23 protein-coding genes and 1 pseudogene are annotated in these 25226 nt (G+C 69.2%); 6 read left to right on the plus strand and 18 right to left on the minus strand.

The features are described 5' to 3' along the window. Positions 1 to 975: pseudogene (locus tag G3A44_RS03415) on the plus strand (hypothetical protein); the annotation flags it as partial. Between the two features lie 19 nt (positions 976 to 994). On the opposite strand, the gene G3A44_RS03420 reads toward G3A44_RS03415, so the two are convergent. The 12 genes from G3A44_RS03420 to rbp all read right to left on the minus strand — a co-directional run bounded on the left by G3A44_RS03420 (position 995) and on the right by rbp (position 13596). After that, the gene (locus tag G3A44_RS03420; RefSeq protein ID WP_163456105.1) at positions 995 to 2191 is read right to left on the minus strand and encodes an FAD-dependent oxidoreductase; all 1197 of its coding nucleotides are present in this window, start codon (positions 2189 to 2191) and stop codon (positions 995 to 997) included. Positions 2192 to 2286: 95 nt separating this feature from the next. Then, positions 2287 to 3471 carry an alpha/beta hydrolase family protein gene (locus G3A44_RS03425; RefSeq protein ID WP_163456106.1) on the minus strand — a complete coding sequence of 395 codons (1185 nt, stop codon included), beginning with the start codon at positions 3469 to 3471 and terminating at the stop codon, positions 2287 to 2289. Between the two features lie 46 nt (positions 3472 to 3517). Further along, on the minus strand, positions 3518 to 4471 hold the full coding sequence (locus G3A44_RS03430; RefSeq protein WP_163456107.1) for an NAD-dependent epimerase/dehydratase family protein: 954 nt from the start codon (positions 4469 to 4471) through the stop codon (positions 3518 to 3520). 28 nt (positions 4472 to 4499) lie between these two features. Continuing rightward, positions 4500 to 4925 carry a nuclear transport factor 2 family protein gene (locus G3A44_RS03435; RefSeq protein WP_163456108.1) on the minus strand — a complete coding sequence of 142 codons (426 nt, stop codon included), beginning with the start codon at positions 4923 to 4925 and terminating at the stop codon, positions 4500 to 4502. A gap of 3 nt (positions 4926 to 4928) precedes the next feature. Next, positions 4929 to 6797 carry a phytoene desaturase family protein gene (locus tag G3A44_RS03440; protein WP_163456109.1) on the minus strand — a complete coding sequence of 623 codons (1869 nt, stop codon included), beginning with the start codon at positions 6795 to 6797 and terminating at the stop codon, positions 4929 to 4931. 20 nt (positions 6798 to 6817) lie between these two features. Continuing rightward, a complete protein-coding gene (locus tag G3A44_RS03445; protein ID WP_163456110.1) occupies positions 6818 to 7804 on the minus strand; it encodes a fumarylacetoacetate hydrolase family protein in 987 nt (328 codons plus the stop codon). 42 nt (positions 7805 to 7846) lie between these two features. Continuing rightward, the gene (locus tag G3A44_RS03450; RefSeq protein WP_163456111.1) at positions 7847 to 8848 is read right to left on the minus strand and encodes a Bug family tripartite tricarboxylate transporter substrate binding protein; all 1002 of its coding nucleotides are present in this window, start codon (positions 8846 to 8848) and stop codon (positions 7847 to 7849) included. A gap of 37 nt (positions 8849 to 8885) precedes the next feature. After that, positions 8886 to 9659, minus strand: coding sequence for an SDR family NAD(P)-dependent oxidoreductase (locus G3A44_RS03455; RefSeq protein ID WP_163456112.1), 774 nt, complete (start codon positions 9657 to 9659; stop codon positions 8886 to 8888). A 344-nt stretch (positions 9660 to 10003) separates the two neighbouring features. Next, positions 10004 to 11287: a histidinol dehydrogenase gene (hisD, locus tag G3A44_RS03460; protein WP_163456113.1), complete on the minus strand. Its 1284-nt coding sequence runs from the start codon at positions 11285 to 11287 to the stop codon at positions 10004 to 10006. Between the two features lie 180 nt (positions 11288 to 11467). Continuing rightward, positions 11468 to 11920, minus strand: coding sequence for a VOC family protein (locus G3A44_RS03465; RefSeq protein ID WP_163456114.1), 453 nt, complete (start codon positions 11918 to 11920; stop codon positions 11468 to 11470). 216 nt (positions 11921 to 12136) lie between these two features. Then, complete coding sequence (locus G3A44_RS03470; RefSeq protein WP_163456115.1) at positions 12137 to 13057, minus strand: SDR family NAD(P)-dependent oxidoreductase; 921 nt, start codon at positions 13055 to 13057, stop codon at positions 12137 to 12139. Positions 13058 to 13206: 149 nt separating this feature from the next. Further along, positions 13207 to 13596 (minus strand): RNA-binding regulator, encoded by a 390-nt coding sequence (gene rbp / locus G3A44_RS03475; RefSeq protein WP_163456116.1) that lies wholly within the window; start codon positions 13594 to 13596, stop codon positions 13207 to 13209. Positions 13597 to 14079: 483 nt separating this feature from the next. On the opposite strand from rbp, the gene G3A44_RS03480 reads away from it, so the two are divergent. Beyond that, on the plus strand, positions 14080 to 14835 hold the full coding sequence (locus G3A44_RS03480) for a cation efflux transmembrane domain-containing protein (RefSeq protein WP_163456117.1): 756 nt from the start codon (positions 14080 to 14082) through the stop codon (positions 14833 to 14835). 17 nt (positions 14836 to 14852) lie between these two features. On the opposite strand, the gene yghU is transcribed toward G3A44_RS03480, so the two are convergent. Further along, complete coding sequence (gene yghU, locus G3A44_RS03485; protein ID WP_163456118.1) at positions 14853 to 15767, minus strand: glutathione-dependent disulfide-bond oxidoreductase; 915 nt, start codon at positions 15765 to 15767, stop codon at positions 14853 to 14855. A 128-nt stretch (positions 15768 to 15895) separates the two neighbouring features. On the opposite strand from yghU, the gene G3A44_RS03490 reads away from it, so the two are divergent. Beyond that, the gene (locus G3A44_RS03490) at positions 15896 to 16687 is read left to right on the plus strand and encodes a hypothetical protein (protein WP_163456119.1); all 792 of its coding nucleotides are present in this window, start codon (positions 15896 to 15898) and stop codon (positions 16685 to 16687) included. Positions 16688 to 16689: 2 nt separating this feature from the next. Here the strand turns inward: G3A44_RS03490 and G3A44_RS03495 are convergent, their stop codons facing one another. Then, complete coding sequence (locus G3A44_RS03495) at positions 16690 to 17892, minus strand: MFS transporter (protein ID WP_163456120.1); 1203 nt, start codon at positions 17890 to 17892, stop codon at positions 16690 to 16692. Next, positions 17889 to 18668 (minus strand): DeoR/GlpR family DNA-binding transcription regulator, encoded by a 780-nt coding sequence (locus G3A44_RS03500; protein ID WP_163456121.1) that lies wholly within the window; start codon positions 18666 to 18668, stop codon positions 17889 to 17891. The genes G3A44_RS03495 and G3A44_RS03500 overlap by 4 nt, the downstream gene beginning before the upstream one ends. Positions 18669 to 18889: 221 nt before the next feature. Here G3A44_RS03500 and G3A44_RS03505 point away from each other — a divergent pair, with 221 nt between their 5' ends. After that, positions 18890 to 19144, plus strand: coding sequence for an acyl-CoA thioesterase domain-containing protein (locus tag G3A44_RS03505; protein ID WP_259372979.1), 255 nt, complete (start codon positions 18890 to 18892; stop codon positions 19142 to 19144). A 42-nt stretch (positions 19145 to 19186) separates the two neighbouring features. Here the strand turns inward: G3A44_RS03505 and G3A44_RS03510 are convergent, their stop codons facing one another. Next, positions 19187 to 19498 carry an ATP-binding protein gene (locus tag G3A44_RS03510; protein ID WP_163456123.1) on the minus strand — a complete coding sequence of 104 codons (312 nt, stop codon included), beginning with the start codon at positions 19496 to 19498 and terminating at the stop codon, positions 19187 to 19189. Between the two features lie 29 nt (positions 19499 to 19527). On the opposite strand from G3A44_RS03510, the gene G3A44_RS03515 reads away from it, so the two are divergent. Further along, positions 19528 to 20052: a GNAT family N-acetyltransferase gene (locus G3A44_RS03515; protein ID WP_203561281.1), complete on the plus strand. Its 525-nt coding sequence runs from the start codon at positions 19528 to 19530 to the stop codon at positions 20050 to 20052. Between the two features lie 162 nt (positions 20053 to 20214). Here the strand turns inward: G3A44_RS03515 and G3A44_RS03520 are convergent, their stop codons facing one another. Together G3A44_RS03520 and G3A44_RS03525 are read right to left on the minus strand one after the other, a co-directional pair. Then, complete coding sequence (locus G3A44_RS03520; RefSeq protein WP_163456125.1) at positions 20215 to 21567, minus strand: DUF1329 domain-containing protein; 1353 nt, start codon at positions 21565 to 21567, stop codon at positions 20215 to 20217. 83 nt (positions 21568 to 21650) lie between these two features. Beyond that, positions 21651 to 23330, minus strand: coding sequence for a DUF1302 domain-containing protein (locus G3A44_RS03525; protein ID WP_310734315.1), 1680 nt, complete (start codon positions 23328 to 23330; stop codon positions 21651 to 21653). A gap of 408 nt (positions 23331 to 23738) precedes the next feature. Between G3A44_RS03525 and G3A44_RS03530 the strand changes: the two genes are divergently transcribed. Continuing rightward, on the plus strand, positions 23739 to 24644 hold the full coding sequence (locus tag G3A44_RS03530; protein ID WP_163456126.1) for a LysR family transcriptional regulator: 906 nt from the start codon (positions 23739 to 23741) through the stop codon (positions 24642 to 24644). Positions 24645 to 25226: the final 582 nt, after the last annotated feature.

The raw sequence follows: 25226 nt of genomic DNA on the forward strand, positions 1-25226 counted from the left end.
CCGGCCGCCTCTGCGCCAGCCGCCTCCGCGCCCAGCGGCGCGGCCCCCGCCGCGGCGGCACCGGTCTGGATCGCCGGTGAGCCGGTCAGCGCCGCCGAGCTGTGGTTCTGGCTGCGCTTTGCCGACCGCCACCAGCGCGCCCAGGCCCACCCCAGCGCCGCCCCAGGCCCGGCAGCCGCCATCACCCCGGCGGAGGCAGCGCGGCTGAGCCAGACCGCGGTTGACCTGGCCCGCCAGAGCAGCGCCCTGCGCGCCCAGGCGGCGGCCCAAGGCGTGGCCCTGACGCCGAGCGATCTGGCGCCCCTGCAGCAGGAATGGGACCGCCAGCGGCGGCTGTACGGCAGCGTGGAGTACCGGCGCATCGTCATGCGCATGTACGGCGCCGAGACCGTGATGCAAGACCTGGCCCGCACCGACCTGCTGGGCCAACGCCTGTTCGCCCGGCTCTACGGCGAACGGGGGGAGCGCTGCCCCGACGCGGCCGTGGCGGACTACATCCACCAAGCCGGGCTGCAGCATCTGCAGTACGTGCGGGTGGCGCCTGGGCCTGGGGCGGCGGTGCAGGCCCGGCTGCAGCGCCTGCAGGACCTGGCCCGGCAACTGCGGCAGGCCGACGACCCAGACGCCCTGATGGAGCAGGCCATCGCCACGCTGGGCGAGGACGAGGCCATGCTGCAAGAACCCCAGGGGCGTGTGGTGGGCGCCGGGGTGCTGCCGGCGGCGGTGGAGGCGGCCTACCAGGCGCTGGCCGACGGCCAGAGCAGCGGGGTGGTGCACACGCCCCAGGGCGCCTACCTGCTGCGGCGCCTGCCGCTGCACGGCGAGGTGATCCAGGGCGCCACCGGCAAGACCCTGCGCTATTGGGCGGCCTACAACGGCCTGTTCAAGCCCCAGGTGGCCGCCTGGGCACAGGCCCTGCCGGTGGTGGAAAGCCCCACCTGGCAAACGCTGGACGTGGCGCGCCTGCTGCGCTGAACGGCCGCTTGGGTGCCGCTCAGCGCGCCGTCCCGGCGTGTCTGCGGGCGGCAGAAACCGGGGGCGGCACGCCCCCGGGGCCTAAGATCGGCGCGCGCAGCGCCTCTTGGGCCTGCAGCATCACCTGGGTGTGCTCCTCGCGGCTGCCGCCCTGTTGCTCGATCTGGCCCATGCGGCCCGAGGCGCTGACCACCAGCCGGGCACGGTCGTAGTGACGGCCGGCGTAGGCCAGCAGCGCGCCTTCCAGGCTGTGGCGGCGGGCCAGCTCTTCGGCCAGCACGAGGGCGCCTTCGATGGCGATGCCCGCGCCAGAGGCCAGGTGCGGTGTGGTGGCGTGCACCGTGTCGCCCAGCAGCACGATGCGGCCACGGTGCCAGGGCCCGTCGATCATGTGGCCGGCCAGCGGGCGGTAGAGCACGCGGGCGTTGGGCAGGGTGCCGGCACGCAGCGCGTCGCGGATCTGGCCAACTTGGCCGCCAAACTCTTCCAGCAGTTCGGCCAGGCGTTCGGGCCATTCGGCGAGCGGAATGAAGTCCAGGCCCTCGCGCTTGTCCAGCACAAAGAGGTAGCACTCGGTCGCGCTGATGGGGTTCAGGCCCGCCTTGGTGGTGGCGCCCATGTAGATGGTGCTGTTTTCGCGCAGGCGCGGCACCACGGCGCGCCACGAGCCCTGGCCGGTGAAACGCGGGCCGCCAAAGTCGGGCTTGACCAGGGCGCGGACCTTGGAGTTCACGCCGTCGGCGCCGATCACCAGGTCATAGCGGGCGCTGGTGCCGTCGGTGAAGCGCACGTCCGCGCCGTCGGCATCGGGCGTGAGGGTCTCAAAGCTCACGCCCAGGCGCACGCGGGCGCCGGCGGCCAGCACGGCCTGGCCCAAGATGTCGGCCAGCACCGGACGCAGGATGCCGCCGGCGGGCGGCAGCTCAGCCGCGCCTTCAGCCGGGTGCACCGGCACGGTATTCACCACCTCACCGGCGGCGTTGCAGAGGTCGATGGCGCGCCAGTGGCCGCCTTGGCGCAGCACCTCATCGAGCACGCCCACGGTGTGCAGGGCGCGCAGGCTGGGGCCGCTGAGGGTGATGCCGGCGCCGTCGGGCGCCCAGTGGGGGTTGATCTCGACCAGATCAACGGCGATGCCCAGCTTGCGCAGCTGGATGGCGGCACACATGCCGCCCACGCCACCGCCCACGATGAGGGCGTTGCGGATCAGGGCCATGGGGTCTCCTTGGGGGTTTGTTCTGGGGAATGGCCGCGCGGCAGGCGCAAACGCGGGCGCGGCGGGCGCTGGCGGAGCGGCCGCCAGCCCGGCGCTCACACCTGGCCGCCCAGCACTTCGGCCAGCCAGTCGGCGATCAAGTTGCCGGCGTTGGCGGGGTTGTCCAGCGAGCTGTGCTCCACGCCGCCGGTTTGCTGGTCAAACACGATCAGCTCGCGGCGCGGGCTGTTGACCAGCTGCCCGTAGGTCTGGTGGGCGTACTTCAGCGGAATTTGGCGGTCGTTCTCGCCGTGGGTGACGAGAAAGGGCACGCGGATGCGATCGAGCACGCCGTTGAGGTGCATACCCTCAGCCTTGGCCAGAAAGTCGTCCAGGTCGCGGGCGCCAAACACCCATTGCACATGCTTCCAGTAGTGGGGCACGGGGTTCTCGCCCTCGCGCTGCAGGCGGGCCTGCTGCACGGCGCGCCAGTCGTGGTTGGCCCCCCAGACGGCGCCGCAGGCAAAGCGCGGCTCAAAGGCCACGGCGCGCGGGCAGTAGTAGCCGCCCAGCGACACGCCCAGGGCGCCGATGCGCGCCGGGTCCACCTCGGGGTGCTGCACCAGCCAGTCCATCACCGGGGTGGCCCAGGTTTCGGTCTGGGGCACGGCAGGCAAGCCGCCCAGGCGCAGGGCCTCGCCGGTGCCGGGCTGGTCCAGGAACAGGGTGGACAGGCCACGCTGCGCAAACAGGGTGCCCATCACGCTCTTCTGCAGCATCTCCTTGGTGGAATCCAGGCCGTTGAGCACCAGCACCAGCGGCGCACGCTGGCCGGGGGCCAGGCCTTGGGCGCGCACGTACAGGCCACTCAGGTGGCCGGGTTGCGGGCCGTCAAAGTCGGGCCGCACATAAGGAATCTCCACCCGGACGCAGTTCTCGCCGGTGAGCTGGCGGCTGCGCTCGAACAAGGCCAGCGAGTGGCGGTACTGGGCCAGACGGTGCTCAAAACCGTGGGCCTGCATGCGCTCGGCAATGCCGTGGTACAGCGCGGCGCGGCCCAGCTTCTCGCCGGCCGAGCGGCGCCGGCCGCGCAGCAGGTCCTGCTGGGCCAGGCCTTCGAGCTGCTCCGCCCCGCCTTTCCAGGCCTGGTAGAAGGCCACGGTGCCGGGGTCGTCACCGGCCTGGGCGGCTTCACGCAGGGGGGCGCACATGGCGTCCACCTCGCCAATATTGCCCCCGTGGGTGAGGGCGATCAGGGTGGACAGGCTCCACACGTAGTTGGTGGGAAAGTACTGGAACATGGGGTGGGGGCCTTGGCGCTTGGAAGGTCTGCGAACGAGCCGGCCCTCAGGCCATGGCGTGGGTGATGAGGCGGTCGATGTCCCCGTCGTGGCGCAGGCCCAGGGCCTCGGCCTCGGGGGTGCGCAGCGGCGGGTAGCTGGCGAACAACTTCTGGATGAAGGGGTCGGGCACGTACTGCACCAGGGCGCGGCGGTCTTCGCCAAAGCGGGCGCACAGCGCGTCCACCAGCTCGGCCACGGTGAAGCGCAGCACCGGCATCTGGTAGCTGCGGCGCGGGTTCAAGCGGGCGGGGTCCACGGTGGCGGCGTGCAGCAGGTTGTCCACGCAGGCGCCCACCGAAATCCACCAGGCCACACCCTGCGGCGTGACCGGCACGGTCAGCGGCTGGCCGGCGGCCAGGCGCCAGAACAGCAGGCTCATGAAGGCGCTCATCATCCCGGTGCCCTCGCCCGGGCGGGCCACCACACCCGGCAGGCGCAGCGAGCAGCCTTGTACCCAACCCTTGCGGCTGGCGTCGGCCACCAGGGTTTCACCGGCCAGCTTGTGGGCGCCGTAGGAGAGGCCGGGGTTGGGCAGCGTGGCCTCGTCCACCACAGCGGGCAGGTGCTCGCCGTAGACGGCAATGGTGCTGGCAAACACAAACCGGGGCACGCCGCCATCGCTGGCCTGCACACCACGCAGGTCTTCCAGCAGGCCCAGCGTGGCGTCCAGGTTGACCTGGCGGCCCAGCTCGTAGTTCTTCTCGGCCGCACCGCCGGGGATGCTGGCCAGGTGGAACACGGCGTCCACACCGCCTTCGTAGGCAGCGGCACGCAGGCCGGCATCGGCAATGCTTCCAGGCCGCTGGCGCACCCGCGGGTCGGCCGCCGGGCCGGCAAAGCCCACGTCCAGCAGGGTGAGGCGGGACACGGGCTGACCGTTCAGGCCGTCCTGCAGCAGGCGTTGCACCAGGGCGCGGCCGACAAAACCGTCGGCACCGGTGACGACAACATGGGTCATGGGAGTTCTTTCCTTGAACGGGGCGGCGTCAATGCGCCAGGCCCAGGGAATGGGTCACGCCATCCACCCCGGTGCGGGTGAAGGACAGGTAGGAGACGAGGATGCGGCTGAAGCGCCCGCTGGCGTCGAGGTCGTAGAACACCACGCCGTCGTAGTCGAAGCACTCACCGCGTCGCACCGGGCCGAAGGGTGATGTGTCCGCGTCCTTCAGCGCTTCGAAGTGGGTCTTGAGGTGCACCGCGGCGCTGTGGGCATCGGCCACATAGCGCTGGACGTTCAGCGTCTCACGGAAGGTGCCCCAGATGCGGGCGTAGTGGTCCTTCATGCCTTGCACGCCGGTGTAGTGCAGGCCACCGTTTTGCACCGCCACCTCGGGGCTGAGGTAGTCGTCAAAAGCCGTGGCGTCCTCGGCGTTGAAGCGGGCCACGTAGTCGTCAAAACGGGCGCGGTCCATGCATCAGTCTCCCGTGCCTTTGCGCAGCGGCAGGGTGGCCAGGAAGGCCAGCTTGCCCAGGCCCAGCAGCTTCAGGCCGGCGCGGGCCGAGTCGGCATCCAGCCGGGCCTGCATGGGCATGGTGCCAAAGCTCTTGCCCTTGATGACCAGCTCGTCGCCCACGCGGTCGATGGCCTCCACGTGCATCAGCTCCTCGTTGGCGGGGCCGCGAAGGACCATGCCTTCCTTCTTGGTGACCTTCTCGGCAGTGGCCACCACGTTCGGGTTGGCGTTGTCCTGGCGCGCCCCGGCGGCCACGGCGCCAAAGTCCATGCCCAACTCCTCGAACATCTTGATGGCGGTGGCGCGGCCAGCGCCGTAGACGCCGCCGCCCGGGTGCTGGAACGGGCCCGCCAGGTACAAGCGCTCCACACCGGGCACGGTGTACTGGCCCAGGTCCTGGGTGGGGCGGGCCCCGGCGCTTTGGTGGAAGTAGGGCGCCACGCCGTGCAGGTCGCCACGCATCATGCTGTTGGGGCTGGAGCGCTCCAAATCCACCGGGCTGACGATGCTGCGGGCGATGATGTTGTCGCTCGTCAGGTTCTTCACGAACTTGCGGTAGTGGGCGAGCGACAGGTCGCCGATCTCTTCCTTGAACTCGTCCCAGTGACGGTCCTTCCAGCGCTTGTCCGTCACGGTGTACGGCGCGAAGGTGATGCCGTGGAACATGCCGGCGCCTGCAGGCACACGGGTCTTGTCGCCGATGCTCTCGTCACCGCCGGCGCACAGGCGGCGCTCGGTGATGAGGCCACGCTTCAAGTCATCGAAATCGGCCAGCATCTCGTCGAGCGAATCCGTGGCCATGAACTCGCACATGGTGGCATAGCCCACCTGGTCGTCGGCGTAGTACTGGGCGTTTTCCTTCAGGTCGTAGTGGCTGACCATGATGGAGAACGGCGCGAGCTGGGTGCGCTCGGCCTTTTTGAGCACCGGCTCCGGCACGCCCTGCACGAACTTGCGCACCACATGCGGGTGGATGGCGCCAATCACCGCGTCCTTGGCCAGGATCTGCTCGCCGTCACTCATGCGCACACCGGTGGCACGACCACCGCTGGTGAGGATCTGCGCCACCTCGGCGTTGCAGCGCACTTCACCGCCGTGGCTTTCGATGCAGCGCACCAGGGCTTCGGTGAGCTTGCCGCTGCCGCCGATGGGCTGGCTCACGCCATAGGTGTGGATGATGCCGGGCATGAGCAGCACGCCCATGCCGGTGCCCAGCTCGTTGGGGTGCTGCAGGTTCTCGCTCACCAGCCGCAGCAGGTGGATCTTGATCTTGTCGCTCTCGTACAGGTCGTTGACCAAGCTCAGGCAGTCCCGGGTCATGTACTCCAGCATCAGCCGGCCTTCGTCCGTCCGGTCCAGCATGGCCACCAGCTCGCCCAGGGGCGGCGGCGGGCTGTAGAGGCCCGGCATGAAGACCTTCAGGATGTCGGAACTCATCTTGACGAAGTTCCGGTAGGTTTCGGCATCCCTGGGGCTGACCTTGGCGAAGCACTCGCAGGTCTTGTCCAGGTCCTTGTAGGTGTAGAGCACCGACTGGTCCGGAAAGACCGTGGCGTGCGGCACCGGCGAGTAGTGGTACTTCAGCCCGTGCTGGGAGAGCAGGCCCAGCTCGTCCTGGCGCAGCATGGGGTTGCCCTGGATCATGATGTGCACGCTGCTGTGCTCGTCATGCCAGTAGCCCGGGGTGTTGAGCTGCTGGGTGCTGACGCCGCCACCGGGGTGGTTCTTGCGTTCCAGCACCAGTACCTTTTTGCCCGCCTTGGCCAGGTAGGCGGCGGCGACCAAACCGTTGTGGCCGGCGCCCATGGCCACGATGTCGTAACTGCTCATCTTCTTGCTTTCAATGCGGCTCAACGCTGGCCAAAGGGCACGAACTGGTGGTCCACCGCACCAAAGATGCTCTGGCCATCGGCGCCCATCACCTCAAAGCGCAGGCGGTCGCCCAGCTGCAGGAAGGGGGTGGTGGAGTCGCCGGTGGCGATCTTTTCCAGCGCGCGCTTCTCGGCCAGGCAGGCCGAACCCACGGTGCGGGCGGCCTGGTTGCTGACGGTGCCCGTGCCCAGGATGGTGCCGGCGCGCAGGTTGCGGTTCTTGCCCAGGTGGGCCAGCAGCTCGCCAAAACTCCAGTCCATCTCGCGGCCGTTGGGCTGGCCAAACCACTGGCCGTTGCGGCTGACGTTCATGTTGAGGTGGATGCGGCCGTCGGCGCCCCAGGCCTCGCCCAATTCATCCGGCGTGACGGCCACCGGGCCGAACACCGTGGCCGGCTTGGCGTTGATGAAGCCAAAGCCCATCTGCAGCTCGCGGAACAGGTGGGCGCGCATGCTCACGTCGTTCAAGATCATCACCAGGCGGATCTTGCTGGCGCACACCTCAGGGCTGCTGGCCATGGGCGTGTCGTCCACGATGACGGCGAACTCGCCTTCAAAGTCACCGTTGTCGGCCTCGATCAGCGGGTAGTCGTCGCAAGGGCCGGCAAAGTCATCACTCTGGCGCTGCACCAGCACCGGGATGCCAGGCGTCTTCTTCACGGTGAGCTGGTAGGCCTCTTCCATGATGTGGCCGTGGTTCAAGAAGGCCGAGGCGTCCACGAACTGGTGGGTGCGCGGCAGCGGTGACATGGCCTGACGCGGGTCGAACTCGATTTCACCGGCCACGGCGCCGGCGTTCAGGGTGGCGTACAGGGCCTGCAGGCCGGGGGCCACGGCATCCCAGTGCTCGATGGCGAACTGCATCGTGGGCGCATGGGCGGCGGCGTCCACCGCACGCTTCAGGTCACGGCTGACGACGAGCAGGCGGCCGTCGCGGCTGCCGTTCTTGTAGGTGGCGAGTTTCATGGTCTGTCTCCGGGGTTCTGGGTGTTCTGAACGGGGCCGCGCTCACTGCGCGGTGATGTGGTGCTTGCGGATGAGCGGGCCCCAGGTGGCCAGGTCGCTGGCGATCTGCTCGGCCAGGTCACGCGGCGGGCCGGTGTGGCCTTCAAAGGCCATGGCCACCAGCTGGGCGCGCACGGCCTCGGCCACCAAGGCTTGGTTGGCGGCGTCGTTGAGCTTGGCCAGCAGCGGCGCGGGCGTGTCGGCCCGGGCCAGCAAGCCCAGCCAGAAAGTGGCGCGGTAGCCGGGGGCCACGGTCTCGGCCAGGGTGGGCACATCCGGGAAAGCGGGGCTGCGCTTCAAACCTACTTGGGCGAGGGCCTTGAGCTTGCCCGCACGCACCTGAGCACCCACGCTGCCGATGTCGCCCACATAGAGCTGAAACTGCCCGCCCAGCAGCGCGGTGATGGCCGGGCCAGCGCCGGTGAAAGGCACGTGCACGGCGTCAGCGCCCAAGCGGTCCAGCAGCAGGGCCATGGCCAGGTGGTTGGTGCTGGCAATGCCGGCGCTGCCGTAGTTGAGCTGGCCGGGCCGAGCTTTCATATAGGCCACCAGCTCCTGCACGGTGTTGACCGGCAAGCTGGCGGGCACCACCAGCAGGCCGTCGCCCCCGGCCAGCAGGGCCACGGGGGCAAAGTCCTTTTGCGCATCAAAGGGCGCGGGCTGTTTGAGCAGCGTGGGCAGCGTGAGGCTGGTGGGCGTGGCCAGAAACAGGGTGCGGCCATCGGCCGGGGCTTGCAGCACGGCCCGCGCGGCGATGGCGCCACTGGCGCCCGGCCGGTTTTCCACCATGACCGCCTGGCGCAAGGCCTGGCGCAGGGGCTCTGAGAGGGCTCGGCCCATTTGGTCGGTGATGCCACCGGGCGGCGCGGCGACGACGAGCTTGAGCACGTCGCCCTGGGCCCGAGCGGGGCTGGCGCCCAGCAGGCTGGCGGCGGGCCCGGCCAGGCTGGCGGCCAGCAGGCGCCGCAGCACGCGCCGGCGCGGGAGGGTGGAGGCAGATCGCATGGCGGGGAGTCCTTGCGGGTGGAGAGACGGTTTCGCTTCAGGCCAGCGGCCGGCCGCCATCCACGGGGATGACGGCGCCGGTGGTGAAGGTGAGGTGTGTGGCGGCGGCCACCACAGCGGCGGCCACCTCTTCGGGCAGGGCCAGGCGCTTCAGGGGCGTGCGGGCGGCCTGCTCGTCGCGCCAGGCCACGTCCAGGCTTTTCACAAACTCGGTGTCGGCCAGGCCGGGCGAGACGCTGAGCACGCGGATGGCCGGCGCCAGCGCCCGGGCCAGGCTCTTGGTGAGGTTGTCCACCGCGGCCTTGGAGGCGCAGTAGGCGATGTTGCTGCCCATGGCGGTGACGGCGGCGATGGAGGAGATGTTGACCACCAGGCCGCTGTGTCCTCCGGCCTTGGGGGCGGCCAGCAGGGGCTGCAGGGCGCGCAGGGCGGCGATGGGGCCACGCACGTTGGTGGCCAAAATCTCGTCGATCAGGCCGTCGTCCAGCCCGGCCAGGTCGGCATGGGGCACAAAGCGGGTGGTGCCGGCGCAGTTGACCAGGATGTCGCAACGGCCGTAGCGGCGCTGCACGTCAGCGGCCATCTGGGCCAGGGCGGCGGAGTCGGTGACGGGGCACTTCAGCGCGGCGTGCTGCGGGGCACCGGCGGCGGCGGGCAAGCGCGCAGCCAGTTCCGCCGCCGGGCCTTCCGAGCGGTTGTAGCCCACCACCACGGTGGCACCGGCCTGGGCCAGGCCGATGCAGATGGCTTCACCGATGCCCCCGGCACCGCCGGTGACGACGGCGACTTGTCCGTTCAGGTTTGCTGGCATGAGGGTTATGAGCTTTCTGTTCAGGACGTGGCCGGTTGGAGCCGTTGGTGACGCGAGGGTTGGAGGATGGGCACAGTCATCTCGGTGTGGAGGGCGGGTGAGTGCTTCCACTCATATCCTCCGGCCTGCGGCCTCCCCCTTGACTTCGCGGAAGCACTCACCCGCCCTCCACAGTGCCAGGGTCTTAGTGGTTTCACCCGTCGAAGACCCAAAACGGTGGCTCGTCGGGGGTGGGGTGCTGTGTTGGGCGAGGTAAAGGAGGAGACGACAGCCGCAGGCTGGCGGCGGGGGACACGAGCCCAACACAGCACCCCGCCCCGACCGCGCAACCCGTCACCGGGAAATCACACTTTCTTCAGGCGCCGCACCCGGATGTCCGCCTGCTCCTTGTGGCCACTCATGTGCTCGTAGCCGCACAGGCGCGAGCAGTACTCCCCCACCATCACGCTGGCCTCGTCGGTCAGCACGCGCTGGTAAGTGTGGGTCTTGATGAACTTGCCCACCCACAGGCCGCCGGTGTAGCGGCCGGCGCCTTGCGTCGGCAGCGTGTGGTTGGTGCCAATCACCTTGTCACCGTAGCTCACGTTGGTGCGGTGGCCCAGGAACAGACCGCCGTAGCTGGTCATGCGCTGCAGGAACCAGTCCGGGTCCTTGGTCATCACCTGCACATGCTCCGAGCACAGGCGCTCGGACTCCTGCAGCATCTCCTCATCCGTGTCGCACAAGATGATTTCGCCATAGTCGCGCCACGACACGCTGGCGATCGGCGCGGTATCCAGGCGCGACAGCACGGTGTCGATGGCGGCCGGCAGCTGCTCCGCGATCTTCTTGCTGGTGGTGATGCAGTAGGCCGGGCTGGTCGGGCCGTGCTCGGCCTGGCCCAGCAGGTCCACCGCCACCAGCTCAGCGTCCACGGTGTCATCGCAGATCACCATGGTTTCGGTCGGGCCGGCGAACAGGTCAATGCCCACGCGGCCGAACAGTTGACGCTTGGCCTCGGCCACATAGGCATTGCCCGGGCCCACGATCATGTCCACGCCGGGGAGGGTCTCGGTGCCGATGGCCATGGCGGCCACGGCCTGCACGCCGCCCAGGCAGTAAATCTCGTCGGCGCCGGCCATGTGCATGGCGGCCACGATCTCGGGGCAAGGGGCGCCGTCAAACGGCGGGGCGCAGGCGATGATGCGCTTCACACCGGCCACCTTCGCGGTCAGCACGCTCATGTGCGCGCTGGCGATCAGCGGGTACTTGCCGCCGGGGATGTAGCAGCCCACCGAGTTCATCGGAATGTTGCGGTGGCCCAGCACCACGCCGGGCAGCGTCTCCACCTCCACATCCTTCATCGAGTCGCGCTGGATCTGCGCGAAGCGGCGGATCTGCGCCTGGGCGAACTTGATGTCGTCGATCGTCTGGGGCGGCAGGCTGGCGATGCAGGCCTGGATCTGCTGGGCACTCAGGCGGAAGCTCTCGGGGGACCACTTGTCGAACTTGGCGCTGTACTCGCGCACCGCCGCGTCGCCACGGGTCTCGATGTCGGCCAGGATGCCTTCGACGGTGGCGCGCACCTGGGCGTTCAGGTCGGCCTTGGCGGCGGCGGGCTTGCCGGCCTTGATGGTCTGGATGGTCATGGGGTTCTCTCTCGCACGCGGCGGTTGAAGGCGAAAGGGGTAAGGAACAAGGGGTCCTGCGGTGGCGGCGGATGCTAGGCAGCCCCCTGTCCGCGGGGAAATGGTTTGTGCCGATGGCAGGTATCAGCCTGGCGCATGCCCGGTGGGCTGACCCGCAGGCCACGCCAACGGGCACAGTGCTCAGCCCGGGGCGGGCACCTGACGCCGCTCAAAGGGCTGCAGCAGCTCGATCAGGTTGCCAGCGCAATCACGCACAAAGGCCGTGGGGTTGCCCTGCACCGTCAGCTCCAGGGCGATGTCCGCCCCAGCGGCACGCAGCGCGGCCACGGCGGCCGGCACATCGGGCACCTCAAAGCACAGGTGCTTATTGCCGTGGGTCTTCAGGTCCAGGTTGGGCACGCGCCGGTCGGCCGGCAGCGGGGCGGCCCCCTCGACCTGGAAGATCTCAATGCGGAAGTTGCCGCGCTTGACGAAGGCGATGTGCGCAGGGATCTTCTCGATGTAGAGCCGCTCCTCCAGCACAAAGCCGAGCAGGCGCTCATACCAGTCCAGCGCTTGGTCCAGGTCGGGCACGCTGATGCCCAGGTGGTGCGGCCGCAGCGGCCCGACGGCACAGGTGAGGGATTCGGTCACGGGGGAAGTCTCCTGGCGGTCCGCGCGGGGCGCCGGGAGCCCCACAGCGCACCGCGCGTCTTGATCTGCCGCAGATGCTAGGCAGGCCAACCCATCAGGAGAATCGCAACGTGTTGAAGGGATGGTTTGATGGCATCAATACATCCAGCCCTGGCGGCTGCTCGCCGGTCGCCGCGGCGGTGTGGGGGCAGCCGCATCCCGCGGGCCCCGCCCGCCTCAGCCCCGGGCCGCCCGCATCGCCTGTCCCACCTCGTTGGTGCCCTGGGCGGCGCCGCTGGCGGGCACCTGCTCGCCCTCGTCGCGCTGCGAGACCTCGTCCCACTGTGCCACCACCTGCTCGGGGGTGTCCGGGGCCAGGCCCAGGTGCACGCCTTGGGTCAGGGTGATGTAGGCGCGCTCGAAGGTGCCGGCACCGGCGCAGGCGATGGCGCGGTTGGGCGCGTCGTCGGCGCACAGGGCCAGCAGGGCCGGGGTGACAGCCTCAGGGCGGAGCAGGTCCAGCACGGCCTGGGGCATCAGGCCCTCGGTCATGCGGGTGGCGGCGGTGGGGGCCAGGCAGTTGACGCGGATGCCGTTCTTCTCGCCTTCCAGCGACAGGGTCTGCATCAGGCCCACCAGGGCCATCTTGGCCGCGCCGTAGTTGCTCTGGCCAAAGTTGCCGTAGAGGCCGGAGGACGAGGTGGTCAAGACGATGCGGCCGTAGTTTTGCGCGCGCATCAGCTCCCACACGGCCTTGCAGCCGTGCACCGCGCCCATGAGGTGGACCTCCAGCACCAGGCGGAAGTCGTCCAGCGCCATCTTGGCAAAGGACTTGTCGCGCAGGATGCCGGCGTTGTTGACCAGGATGTCGACCCGGCCCCAGGTGTCCACCGCCTGCTGCACCATGGCCTGCACCGCCACAAAGTCCGTGACCGAGGCGCCGTTGGCGATGGCCTCGCCGCCGGCGGCGCGGATCTCGGCCACCACGGCGTCGGCCGGGCTGTCGCTGCCGTGGGCGGGCGCGAAGTCATTGACCACGACCTTGGCGCCACGCGCGGCCAAGGCCAGCGCATGCTGGCGGCCCAGGCCGCCGCCGGCACCAGTGACGATGGCCACGCGGCCATCAAAACGGAGGGGGGAAAGAGATGCGGTGCTCATGCCGGCATTGCAGCACGGCCCGGTGGCCGCGGCCTGCCGCCGGCGCGACAAATCGACCCCCCAACGACAACGCGGGCCCTGGGGCCCGCGTCGCAGAGGCGGCCGCCGGCTCAAGGCCGCGGCCGCAAGGGATCAGCCCCTAAGGCAGATCAGTAACGGTTGCGGCCACCGCCGCCGTAGCCGCCACCCGAACCGTAGCCGCCGCCGAAGCCGCCGCCACCGCTGCGCGAGCCGCCGCCGCCGAAGCCGCCGCCACCACCGCGCGGGCCGCCGAAGCCGCCCGGACGCTCTTCGCGCGGACGGGCCACGTTGACCACCAGGGCACGGCCGCCGGCGGACTGGCCGTTCAGGCCTTCGATGGCGGCTTGCGCTTCAGCGCCGCTGCCCATCTCGACGAAACCGAAACCCTTGGAGCGGCCGGTGTCACGCTCCATCATGACCTTGGCCGACTGCACTTGGCCGTAGGGGGCGAACATTTGCGCCAGATCATCGTCGCGCACGGCATAGGCCAGGTTGCCCACGTAAAGCTTGTTGTCCATGAAGTGTTCCCGAAGGGACCCAGAAAGAAAGAGAAAGAGAGAGGAAGGGCACCCGGCCAGTACGGCATCGCACCGGTCCAGGGGCCGGCAACTTCCGTGACACTCGCCTTCGGAGCCGCAGCACGCGGCCAGGAACGCACGGGAACGGGAGCACCGGCAGGTAAGCGGCCTTCAGACCCTCCGGGACGGGAGGGCGGCAGTCGGGCCAGGTGGACGCTCGCCGAGGATGGCGGCCGGGCCTCAGGCCGGAGCAGAACTCCGGCTGGCCACGCCGCGATGCCGCAAAGGAGAGCAAAGCTGCGGCAAGGGCCGACAGGGTAACAGGTCTGGACGACTTCTTCGCCAAAGATGCACCGCTTTCCTTGCCATGTGTCAGAACGGCACGTGGCCGGAGGGCTTGACCCTGGAGTGACTTCAGGGTTTGAAATGCGGTTCTGGCGCTGGGCCAGGACCTCCGCGCCGGTTGCCGCCGGCCTGACCGACATGTCTGCTTCCTGCTGTGCTCCCCTGCCCCCTTCGGCCGATCCGCGCTTTCGCCGCGCGCTGTGGATCGCCTTGTGGGTCAATGCCCTCATGTTCGTGGTCGAGTCCTGGGCGGGCTGGGCGTCGGGCTCGGTCGCACTGCTGGCCGATGCGGTGGACTTCTTCGGCGACGCGGTGAACTACGGCGTGTCCCTGGCCGTGCTGGGCATGACGGTGGCGGTACGGGCGCGCACCGCGCAGTTCAAGGCGATCTGCATGGCGGGCTTCGGCGTCTTGGTGCTGGGCCGGGCGTTATGGGCCTGGCAGACCGGCAGCATGCCGGAGCCGGCCACCATGGGCGTGCTGGCCACGCTGGCCCTGCTGGCCAATGTGGGCGTGGCCCTGCTGCTCTACCGCCACCGCACGGGCGACGCCAATATGCGTTCGGTCTGGATCTGCTCGCGCAACGATGCGGTGGGCAATGTGGCCGTGGGCCTGGCCGCCCTGGGCGTGCTGGGCACCGGCTCGCCGTGGCCCGACCTGGGGGTGGCCGCGTTCATGGCGGTGCTGGCCCTCAGTGGCGCCGCGACCGTCTGGCGCCAGGCCACCACGGAGCTGGCCACCGCGGCGGCGCCGGCCGGCGCCACGGGCGCAACAGCAGCCCACCACGGCGCCCCCCCTGCGCATGACACATGCTGTGCAGCCGGGCCTGCACCGCGCTGCCGCGCCGGAAACCACGATGACCATGACCATGGACCGGCGCATCCCCCCCACTGAGCAGGGAGGCCAAGGCGTCAAGCAGCGCTCAGCTTGTCCTGGGTGCGCAACTGGAAGTCGCTGGCGTCATGGCGCTCATGCAACTGCTCGGCCAGGGGGCCGCGGGTGCGGTTGACGATGCGGCCCCGTTGCACCGCGGGGCGAGCACCCACTTCCTCAGCCCATCGCCGCACATGACGATACTCGTCGACGGCCAGGAATTCGGCGGCGTCGTAGAGCTGGCCCAGCGAGAGGCCGCCGTACCAGGGCCAGATGGCCATGTCGGCAATCGTGTAGTCGTCGCCAGCCACAAAACGATGCTCGGCCAGCCGGCGGTCCAGCACGTCCATCTGGCGTTTGGACTCCATGGCGTAACGGTCGATCGCATACTGGATCTTGGCCGGGGCATACGCATAGAAGTGGCCAAAGCCGCCGCCCAGGAAAGGCGCACTGCCCATCTGCCAGAACAACCAGGACAGGCACTCGGCCCGGCCGGCGCCGGTGGGCAGGAAGGCGCCGAACTTCTCCGCCAGGTACATGAGGATGGCCCCACTCTCAAAGATCCGCACCGGCTCGGATCCGCTGCGGTCCAGCAGCGCCGGAATCTTGGAGTTGGGGTTCACTTCCACAAATCCGCTGCCGAACTGGTCGCCATCGCCGATGCGGATCAGCCAGGCGTCGTATTCGGCACCGGTGTGGCCCGCAGCGAGCAGTTCCTCCAGCAAGAGGGTGACTTTCTGGCCATTGGGCGTGCCCATGGAGTAGAGCTGCAGCGGGTGCTGGCCCACGGGCAGGGCCTTGTCGTGGGTGGCGCCGGCGATGGGCCGGTTGATGCTGGCGAAGGCGCCGCCGTTGGCGGTGTCCCAGGTCCAGACCCGCGGCGGGACGTAGGCGGCCGGCGCGGCAGTGGCATCGGAAGGGGCAGAGGAGACGGTGGAGGAAGAGGTGCTCATGCGACCGAGTGTAGGCAGGCGCAGCGCCCCGTAGCGGAAGCCCGGGCCAAGCCCCCAGGGCCAGACGCCCTGCCTGGTGGCGTCCGGCCCCCCTTGGCTTACAGTGCGGCGCCTCTGGAGAGTTCACCATGTCGCGCCTGCTTGCCGAACGCCTACGCCTCTACCTGATGCCCCCGGCCCCAGGCCAGGACCGTGACGACACCGGCCACTGCCGCGCCCTGGTGCTGGAGCTGTCCCGTCCAGCCGACTGGCAGGCCCTGGGCACGGTGTGGCGCGGCGTGCAGGAGCACCTGGGCTGGCCGGCGCCCGCCATTGCGGTGTCGGGCGATGAGGGGCTGCAGCTGTGGTTCTCACTGGCGCAGGCGGTGAGCACCCCGGCCGCCCATGCCCTGCTGCAGGCCCTGGGCCCGCATTTCCTGCCCGAGGTGCCGGCGCACCGCCTGCGCCTGTGGCCCGATCCGGCCGCCCCCGAGCGGACCTTGCCCCGGTTGCCCGAACAGGTGCGGCCCGAGCAATGGTCGGCCTTTGTCTCACCAGATTTGGCGCCGGTGTTCGCCGACACGCCCTGGCTGGACATCGCGCCGGGCGAGGACGGCCAGGCCGAGCGGTTGCGCCCCTTGCAGCCGGTCAGCCCCGCCGAGTGGCAGCAGGCCCTGGCGGTGCTGGGCCTGCAGGCCGATGGCACTCGCCAGGCGCCCCCCGCGGCCAGTCCGGCACCCTCGGCGGGCCCGGCAGGTCCGGCGCAGGCGACCGCCGGGCCCCCGGCCGCGCCCGAAGCGGCATCGGACAGCTTGTGCCTGCCCGACCTGCCGCAGACCGACGACCCCCGTGCGTTTCTGCAGGCAGTGATGCGTCATCCGCAGGCACCGGTGGCGCAGCGCGTGGCCGCCGCCCGGGCGCTGCTGGGCCTGCCGAACTGAGGTCAGGGGGCCACCCGACGCCCCAGCAGGACCAGTGGCAGCAGCAGCAGGCCCAGGCCCCAGAAGGCCGCCCCCAGGCTGGTGAACTGCGCCACCGCCCCCACGGCCGCCGGCCCCAGCAGCACACCGGCATAGCCCGTGGTGCTGACCGCGGCGATGGCCAGCGGCACGGGCATCTGCGTTTGCACACCCGTGCGACGGAACAGCACCGGCACCAGGTTGGCCGCCCCCAGTCCGATGGCGGCAAAGCCCGCCAAGGCCAACGGCGCCCAGGGCGCCAGCAGCAGCAGGCCGAAGCCCGCCGCCGCCAGCAGCCCGCCAGCCTGCAGCAGGCGCCGGTCGCCCAGGCGGGTGCTGGCCGCGTCGCCCGCCAAGCGGCCAGCGGTCATGGCCAAGGAGAACAGCACATAGCCCAGGCCCGCCTGCGCCGGTGAGGCCAGGCCCTGCTGCAGGATGAACAGCCCGCCCCAATCCAGCACCGCCCCTTCCACCAGAAAGCACAGGCCGGCCAAGGCCGCCAGCAGGCGCACCGGGCCGCGGGGCCAGGCCAGCAGCGGCACCGGCTGCGTGGTGCCCGGGGTCTGCAACAGGTGCTGCCAGGCCAGGAGCATGGCCAGGGCCATCAGCGCAGCGGCCGGCAGCGCACTGGCCAAGGCCCCCAGGCCGGGCAGGAAGACCGCCAGGAACCAGGTCATCAGTCCCGCCCCCAGAAAACCGCCCAGGCTGAACTGGGCATGGAAACCAGCCATCAGCGGCCGTCCGGCCGCGCGCTCTACCGCCGCCGCATGGACGTTGATGGCCACGTCCAGCGCGCCGACGCTGGCCCCGAAAGCCGCCAGGGCCAGGCCCAGTTGCCAAGGCTGCTGCACAGCGGCCAGCAGGGGCACGCACAACGCCAGGCTCAGGCCGGAGCTGAGGATGACCGGACGCGGACCGTGCCGGGCGCTCCACCACCCGGCAGCCACCATGGAGGCCACCGAGCCCAGGCCCATGCACAGCATGAGCAGGCCCAGCGCCCCCGCACTCAGGCCCAGGCGCTGCTGCAGCACCGGCACCAGCGGCGCCCAGCAGGCCATGCCGAAGCCGGCCACCAAAAAGCCCAGCCGGGTGGCCCAGCGGGTGCCGGGGCGATCGTCGTGTCGGTCGTCATGGCCGGAGACCGGAGCCGGCGCGTCGGTGCGGGTGGCAGGGGCGGTGGCGCTCATGGTGCCTCCGCCAGCAGCAGCCGGGCGCCCGCCGCCTTCAGGGCCGCCTGCTGCGCCGCGGGCAGGTCCGCCTCCACGACCAGGGCTTCCAGGGCGTCCAGCGGCAGCACCCGATGCGGGGCCCGCAGCTCCAACTTCTCGCAGGTGGCCAGGCCCAGCACCCGTCGGCTGACGCGGGCCAGGACCCGCTTGAACTGGGCATCACCCGCCTCCTGTGCGCACAGGCCATGCACGGCCGACACGGCGCACAGCCCCAGAAAGCAGCGGTCCACCACCAGTTGCTGCACCGCCTGCACCGCCTGCGCATCCACGCAACCGCCCACCAGGGGGTCGACCAGCCCACCCACCATCAGCAGACGCAAGTCCCCACGCTGCAGCACCGCCGCGGCGATATCAGGCGCGTTGGTGGCCACGGTGAGCCGGGCATCCTCGGGCAGGCAAGCCACCAGGGCCTGCTGGGTGCTGCCGGCATCCAGGAACACCATCTCGCCGGCTTGTACCGTGGCTGCAGCGGCCTGGGCCAGGGCCAGCTTGCGCGGGCCATCCCGGCCCAGCCGGGCCTGCAAAGGCAGCAGGCCAGGCACCGGCGGCAGGGCGCCACCATAAACCCGCCGGCACAGCCCCTGCGCCGCCAAGGCCCGCAGATCGCGGCGGATGGCGTCTTCTGACACGCCGAATTCGCCAGCCAGGCTGGCGGCGGCCACCGGCTGGCCCGCCGCCAGTCGAGCAGCAATGCGGTCCCGCCGACCCACGGGCAAACCATCTTGTTCATGCATGATTTGATTTTATATCGTGCATGAACGTGCACCCCCCCCACAGGCCACCAGACGGCAGGTGCTGGCGCGGCAGCGGGGTCAGGAGACCTTTGAGCTGACCGCCAGCTTCCAGACCCCGGAGCCCGGGCTGGACCGCCACCACCCCATGCCTCCGGTACCCGGCCCCGAAGGGATCCGCAGCGAGGCCGAGCGGCGCCGGGAACAAGGGGAGCGGTATCCCCCTGCCCCACGGCCTGAGCCTGCTGCGCGGCGATGTCCGCATGGCCAGCATCGACCATGCAATGTGGTTCCACCGCTCCTTCCGGCTGGACGACTGGCTGCTCTACCAGGTGGACTCTCCCACAGCCCGCGGCAGCCGCACCCTGTGCCGCGGCGCTTTCTACCGCCGCGACGGCCAGTTGGTGGCCAGCACGGCGCAGGAGGGCCTGATGCGCCTGCGCGGGCTGCCCGATGCCGCGGCCGCGCCCCGCCCATGACCGGGCGCTGAAAGGGCATGGGCGGGCGCCACCCGGGCTGTCCTACGCCCCAGCCCCATGCCTGCCGGCCTGCGGTGCAGGCGTGGCCGCCATCCGGACGGCATCAAAGGGACAGGCCCTCACACAGCGCCCGCAGGGTGAGCAGTCGTCGGGGGCATGGAGCTCGGCCACCTTGACCCAGCCGCGGGGCGCCAGGCTCAACGCATGGGGTGGACAGGCCGCCACGCATCGACCACAGCCGGTGCAGCGCAACGGATCAACGGCCGGTAGGCGCGCAGGTCTCCCCCCGTTGGGGGATGCTCCGCCAAGCACAGCGGGCCGAACATCTTCAAACGCTGCGGGGTGCTTGTCCATGCCCCGAGCCTAACGGAAGCATGTCCCGGATGTCCTACCCTGATTTGCTGGTCGAACCGCTGCACGAGGACCATCTGGAGCCACTGGTGCAGGCACTGTTGAATCCGGAGGTGTATGCCCACATCGGCGAGCGCCCGGCCTCCCATGAGGTCTACAAGGCGCAGCTGCGCCGGATGATCGCCGGGCCGCAGCGGGCCGAGGACGCCGACCAGCTCTGGCTGAACTTTGCGCTGCGGCGCCCTGGCGGCGTCGTCATGGGCCATCTGCAGGCCACCGTGCACCACGGCTTGGCGGAGGTGGCCTTTCTGCTGCGGCCCGACTGCTGGGGCCAGGGCCTGGGCAGTGCAGCACTGCACTGGCTGCATGGCCACCTGGCCAGCCTGCGACCCACCCAGGGCGCCCTGCCCTGCTGGGCCACCACCATCCCGCCCAACCTGCGCTGCCAGGCGCTGCTGGAGCGCCACGGCTACCGCCTGCGCGAGCTCCCGCGCACGGTGCCGCTGTACTCCTGGGATCCGGGGGACCTGGTCTACCACCGGCCGGACACGGCTTGAACACCTCGCGAGGGAGGTGACCACGAGGGAGAACCCTCGCGGCCACCGCTCGCCCGTGGATGCGCTCCCCCGCGTCCACGGCGCCCAGGAGACAGACCCGGACCTCGTCGGAAAGACGGCGCGGCCGCCCTCCCCTGTTCCTCGATCAGACCACCGGCGGGCTCAGCGCACCGCCTCGCCAGTCAGCGCTTCGGGCGTGAAGGTGGTGGCCGGATACCGCGGCATGATCTTGTACTGCTCGGCAGCGTCGCTGAGGGAGCTGTCAAAGTACCACGCCCCCGACAGCAAGTCGTAGAAGCCGAACATCTGCGGCGAGGTGGTGGCTGGCAGGTCCGGCATGACCACCGGGTTGGAGAAGCCCATCTGCCAGAGCTGGCCGTTGGCATCCCAGTGGTCGGCCAGCACGGCGATCCAGGTGTCCTCGTCCAGGTAATAGCGGCGCTTGGGCGCCACATGGCGCTTGCCCGCGGCCACGCTGGCCTCGATCACCCACACCCGGTGCAGCTCCCAGCGCAGCGCGTCGGCGGCCAGGTGGTGCTTGTCCAACACCTGCGCCTCGGGCATGGCCAGCATGCGGTTGCCGTTGTACGGAATCAGCATCTCCTTCTTGCCCACGACCTTCCAGTCAAAACGGTCGGTGCGGCCGTTGAAGACGTCGGTCTGGTCGAACATGGAAATGCCAGCGCTGGCGGGGGTGGGCGTGTCGCAGCAGGCGTTGGGCACCTTGCGCACGCGGCGCTGACCGGTGATGTAGGCCCACACCTGGGTCTTGTCGCCCTGCAGGTGCTCCCGGCCGACGATGCCCTCCCCGGCGCGCAGGGCCGGGCCGGAGTTGATCAGGCGGATCGACCAGTGCTGGCCGTCAAAGGTCTCGGGGTTGCCATCCTTGAAGTAGTAGGGCATCTGAAAGTCGCCCGAGGCCACGGCCGTGACCACATGCTTGCCGTCGGCGGTGCCCTGGATGCCCTTGACCGCCACGTGCCAGGCTTCACCGCGCCAGCGCAGGTTGTGGTTCCACATCGCCTCGGCGCCGGTCTTGGGGATGGGGAAGGGTATGCCGCCGTAGGCCCCCACCGGCACGCCGTCCTGCAGGTTGGCCTTCAGGGCATTGCGCGCGGTGTTGTCGTAAACCCATTGCGGCGCCGCGGCGGTACGGTGGGTCTTGTACACGTTGAGCCGGAAGCTCTCCGGGTACTTCTTGAGCATGGCCTTCACCCCCTCGGTGAGCTTGTCGGCATGCTGGCCAGCATTGGCTGCCGTGACCTGGTAGAGGGGCTTCTCCGCCGCGAAGGGGTCGGGACGCTTGCCGCCATTCTTGAAGCCGGGCGTGGGCGTGGTGTAGCCGCCGGTCCAAGCCGGAATCGTGCCGTCCTTGTTGCCGGCGCGCTCGGCGCCCAGCGGGGTCAGGTCGGACTTGAGTCGGGCGGCCTCTTCGGCGGAGACGGCCGCCAGGGCGGCGGTCTGGGCCAGCAGCAGGGCGGCCGCCAAGGCCAGGGGAGTGGTACGCAGGGACATGGTGATAGAGGGAATTTGAAGTTGGAGGCGGACACGCGGGCTGCCGGCAACCGCCTGGGCGGCGGCCGGCTCCGCGCCACAGATCAGAAGGTGCGGCGCACGAACAGCGAGAGGTAGTCGCGGTCGGCGTAGGACTGCTTGAAAGCGCGGTGGCCGCCGTCGATGAAGGGCGCCGCCTCACCCAAGTAGTGGGTGTAGTTCAGCCCAAAGCGCCAGACGTCCAGGTAGGCGCCGTTGAGGCCCACGCTCAGATCGCCCACCCCCTTGCCCATGAAGGCACCGACCGCCCGGGAATTGCCATGCAGGCCATAGCCCAACCCCACGGGTACGCTCAGGTCGACCCCCGGCATCACCTGCCGGTACTTCGGCTCCAGCACCATGCGGAGGTTGGCCGCATCACGGGTGGAGTTGGGGTTGAGCGCCGCGGCGTTGCGGGTGACGGAAAGGGTACGGTTGAAGGCCAGCTCGCCCACGAAATCGGTGTCCGGAGCCAGCCAGGTCTGCGCCAGGCTGGCGATCCAGCTCACCTGGGCGTGCAGGGACTTGCCGACGGCATAGAGCGGCGCGTCGGTGTTGTTCGCGCTGCGGGTGGCGTCCACCTGGGCGTCGCTGTCCAGCGGGGTGTTCCACCGGTAGGACATCTCGCCGGCCAGGTTGACACTGCCCAGCGTGGTGCTGAAGCCAGCCCCCACCGCCTTGATGCCTTCGTGGAACACCCACTGGTAGGTCCCCACATGCACACCCTGCCCATCCACCGTCGGACTGGCGTGGGGATGCAGGTACAGCCCGGAGGGTCCGTGGTCGTTCCACTGTGCCGCCAGCAGGCTGTAGTCGGTGTCGCCCACATGGAATCGCATCTGTGCCCCCCACTGCCCCTTCTTCTTGGGCGTGAGGTCGGCCTCGCGGTCAAAGCCGACGTTGCCAGCAGGGCTGTACCCGACGATCAGCCGCTCGCCCCCGGTGCCCAGTGCATCCATGAAGCTGAAGTAGCTGCCGGAGCCTGGCAGCCGGTCACTCTTCCAGTCCAGCATGTAGTAAGCACTCACCGTCACATCTGGTGAAACCTGCAGCTGCCCCGACACCTGGTTGACCGGCATCATGAACTCCTTGAACTGGGAGTTGGGCACAGTGGCGGCCTTGACCACGTCAATGGGTGCCTGGGCCGCGGCCATGCCGTTGGCCCCCAGCATGAAGCTCTCACCCAGCAGCAAGGTGTGCTTGCCCAGGCGCACGCTGGCAGGCATGTCGCCAAGGTCGAAGCGGGTGAACACAAAGGCATCCAGCACCTCCGCATCTCCACCATGCAGCTTGCGGGTGGCCGCGGTGAAGTCATCGTGCGCCACCGACAGGGGATTGGCCGTGCCCGCCGAATCGTTGTCGTTGCGGCCGCGGTAAACGCCATCACGCCAAGCGGCACCGGTCACCCGAAAGCCGCTGCGCTTGTATTGGAGGTCCAGCTCGGTCAACAGGTCCAGCCGGCTGGAGACCAGGCCTTTGCCGAAGTTGCGGCTGCCGTCGTCGGTGTTGGGAAAGTAGCCGCTGCTGCTGGTGTCGTAGTTGCCCCCCCCCACGATGGCCGAAGAGGCCTTCTCCATGCGAAATCCCGCGCTGTACTTGACCGTGGTGTCCCACAGGATGCGAAGGTCCGGGTCCTCGGTGTCGATCTGAAAGGCCGAAACCGGGCCGCACAAGGCCATGGCGGCGGCGGCAGCCAGCAGGCGCTGTCGCCGCAGCGGGGAAGGGAAGGGGCAGAGGGTGCTCACACGTGTCTCCTGGGTGGGGTCGGACATGACGGCGCTCTACGGCGCGTTGGAAAGCTGGACGGACCGGGAGGGCAGACGCAACCTGCCGATGCCGAACGGATCAAGGAGGACAAGGGGAGGCAGAGGCCGTGGCAGGCCACGCGCCTGAGGCCAGTTCACATGGCCTGCAGCAGCGATTAGGATCGACCGCAGTAATATGTCAGCGAGTGCTCGCTCTAAACGTGGCTCTTCACCTGTACAGCGATGGTACGGCTACCTATGTCTCCGTTCTCGTCTTCTTTGATCTGGGACAGATGCTAGGCACCGGGAACGTTTCAGGAAATCAAATTGTGCTGAAGCCAGGCGTTGATGCAATCAACACGTTAATCCTGATGTGCGGTGCATCTAGGCTGCGCAGAATCGCGGCCCATGCGATTGGGTCACTTTGATTTGAACTTGTTCGTCACGCTGGATGCCTTGCTGGAGACGCGAAGCATCACCCGCGCGGCAGAACGGCTGCACATTGGAGCCTCGGCCACCTCAAGTGCGTTGGGACGCCTGAGAGAACACTTTGGCGACGAGCTGCTGGTGCAAGTGGGGCGGCGAATGGAACTGACGCCACTGGCCATCAGTCTGCGTGAGCCCGTGCGTGACGTGCTGCTGAGGTCGCAGGCGACCTTGGCGGCCCGGACAGACTTCGACCCTTCGCGGGCCGAGAGGCGGTTTACCTTTCATGCCTCTGACTATGCGGCAACGGTGTTGTTGGCTCCACTGTCGCAACGCCTGGAACCTCTGGCTCCAGGCATCTCACTGGACATCATGAGCCTGGGAGACCGCAACCTGGAGAAACTCGAACGCGGCGAGGTTGACTTTGCGGTGTACCCGGACCGCAATGCCAGCCCGGACCACCCGCAGGAGTTTTTGCTGCAGGAAACCCACAGCCTCGTGTTGTGGACTGGCCACCGTCTGGCGCAACAAGGTTTGTCTCGTGAAGAGTACCTGCAGGCTCGGCATGTGGCGGCGCAGTTTGGCAACCAACGCCTGCCCACCTTTGAGGGATGGTTCCTGGAGCACCATGGCCTGGCCCGCAATGTGGTGGCCACTGCAAGCAGCTTCAACGCCTTGCCGTCCCTCCTGGTGGGCACCCAGCGGGTTGCCACCATGCACACCCGCCTGGCTCGCATGTACGCCCGCATGCTGCCGCTGGTGGTGCACCCTTCCCCGTTTGACATGCCTGCCGTGCAATTGGTGATGCAGTGGAACCGGCATAACGACCGGGACGCCGCACATGCGTGGTTGCGTGAGCAGCTTATCGCCGTGGCTGGCGAAACCTGAGGCTGGACCTGGCACGGGTGGCAGGGCGAGACCGTGCATCGCGTCCACCGCGGACCACTGGTTCAAGCCATTTCGGGTCTCCTCTGGGTCTCCTTGGGGTGCATGGCGGGCTGCGGCCTTGTGGAGAAGGCTCGGGAGATATCGCGGCCGGCCCGTGGTCAGCCGTCAAGCACAGGCATGGCCAGGGGAGAAGGGTTGGGAGGGGGTTGTACGGTACAACCCTCATTCGCCTTGTTCGGCCCCAGCTTAGGCCGTCATGCATCTTTCCACATCCGGCAACCGCCATGCGCCGCCAGCCAACGCCGTTTCAATTGGCAATCACGCGAAGCTGTCACGCGCATGGCAGTAGCGAATCCACGGGTCGACGGCCGCGCGCTGGGTCCTGCAAGCTGAGGGCATGAGACCGGCGTTGACAAGGACAGCGCCGGCGGTCGCTGCGCCCGGACGGGCAAGCCAGCATTGCCAAGTATGACCGCCAGAACTCAAACAGACAGACTGGCCGAATGAAGGAACTGACGTTGGGGAACTGACCCACCGTCAACGCACAACAGTCGGTTTACACCGACCTGCCCCAGCGGTCCA

The organism is Ideonella livida, from assembly GCF_010499455.1.
GTDB classification, from domain to species: Bacteria; Pseudomonadota; Gammaproteobacteria; order Burkholderiales; family Burkholderiaceae_C; genus Ideonella; species Ideonella livida.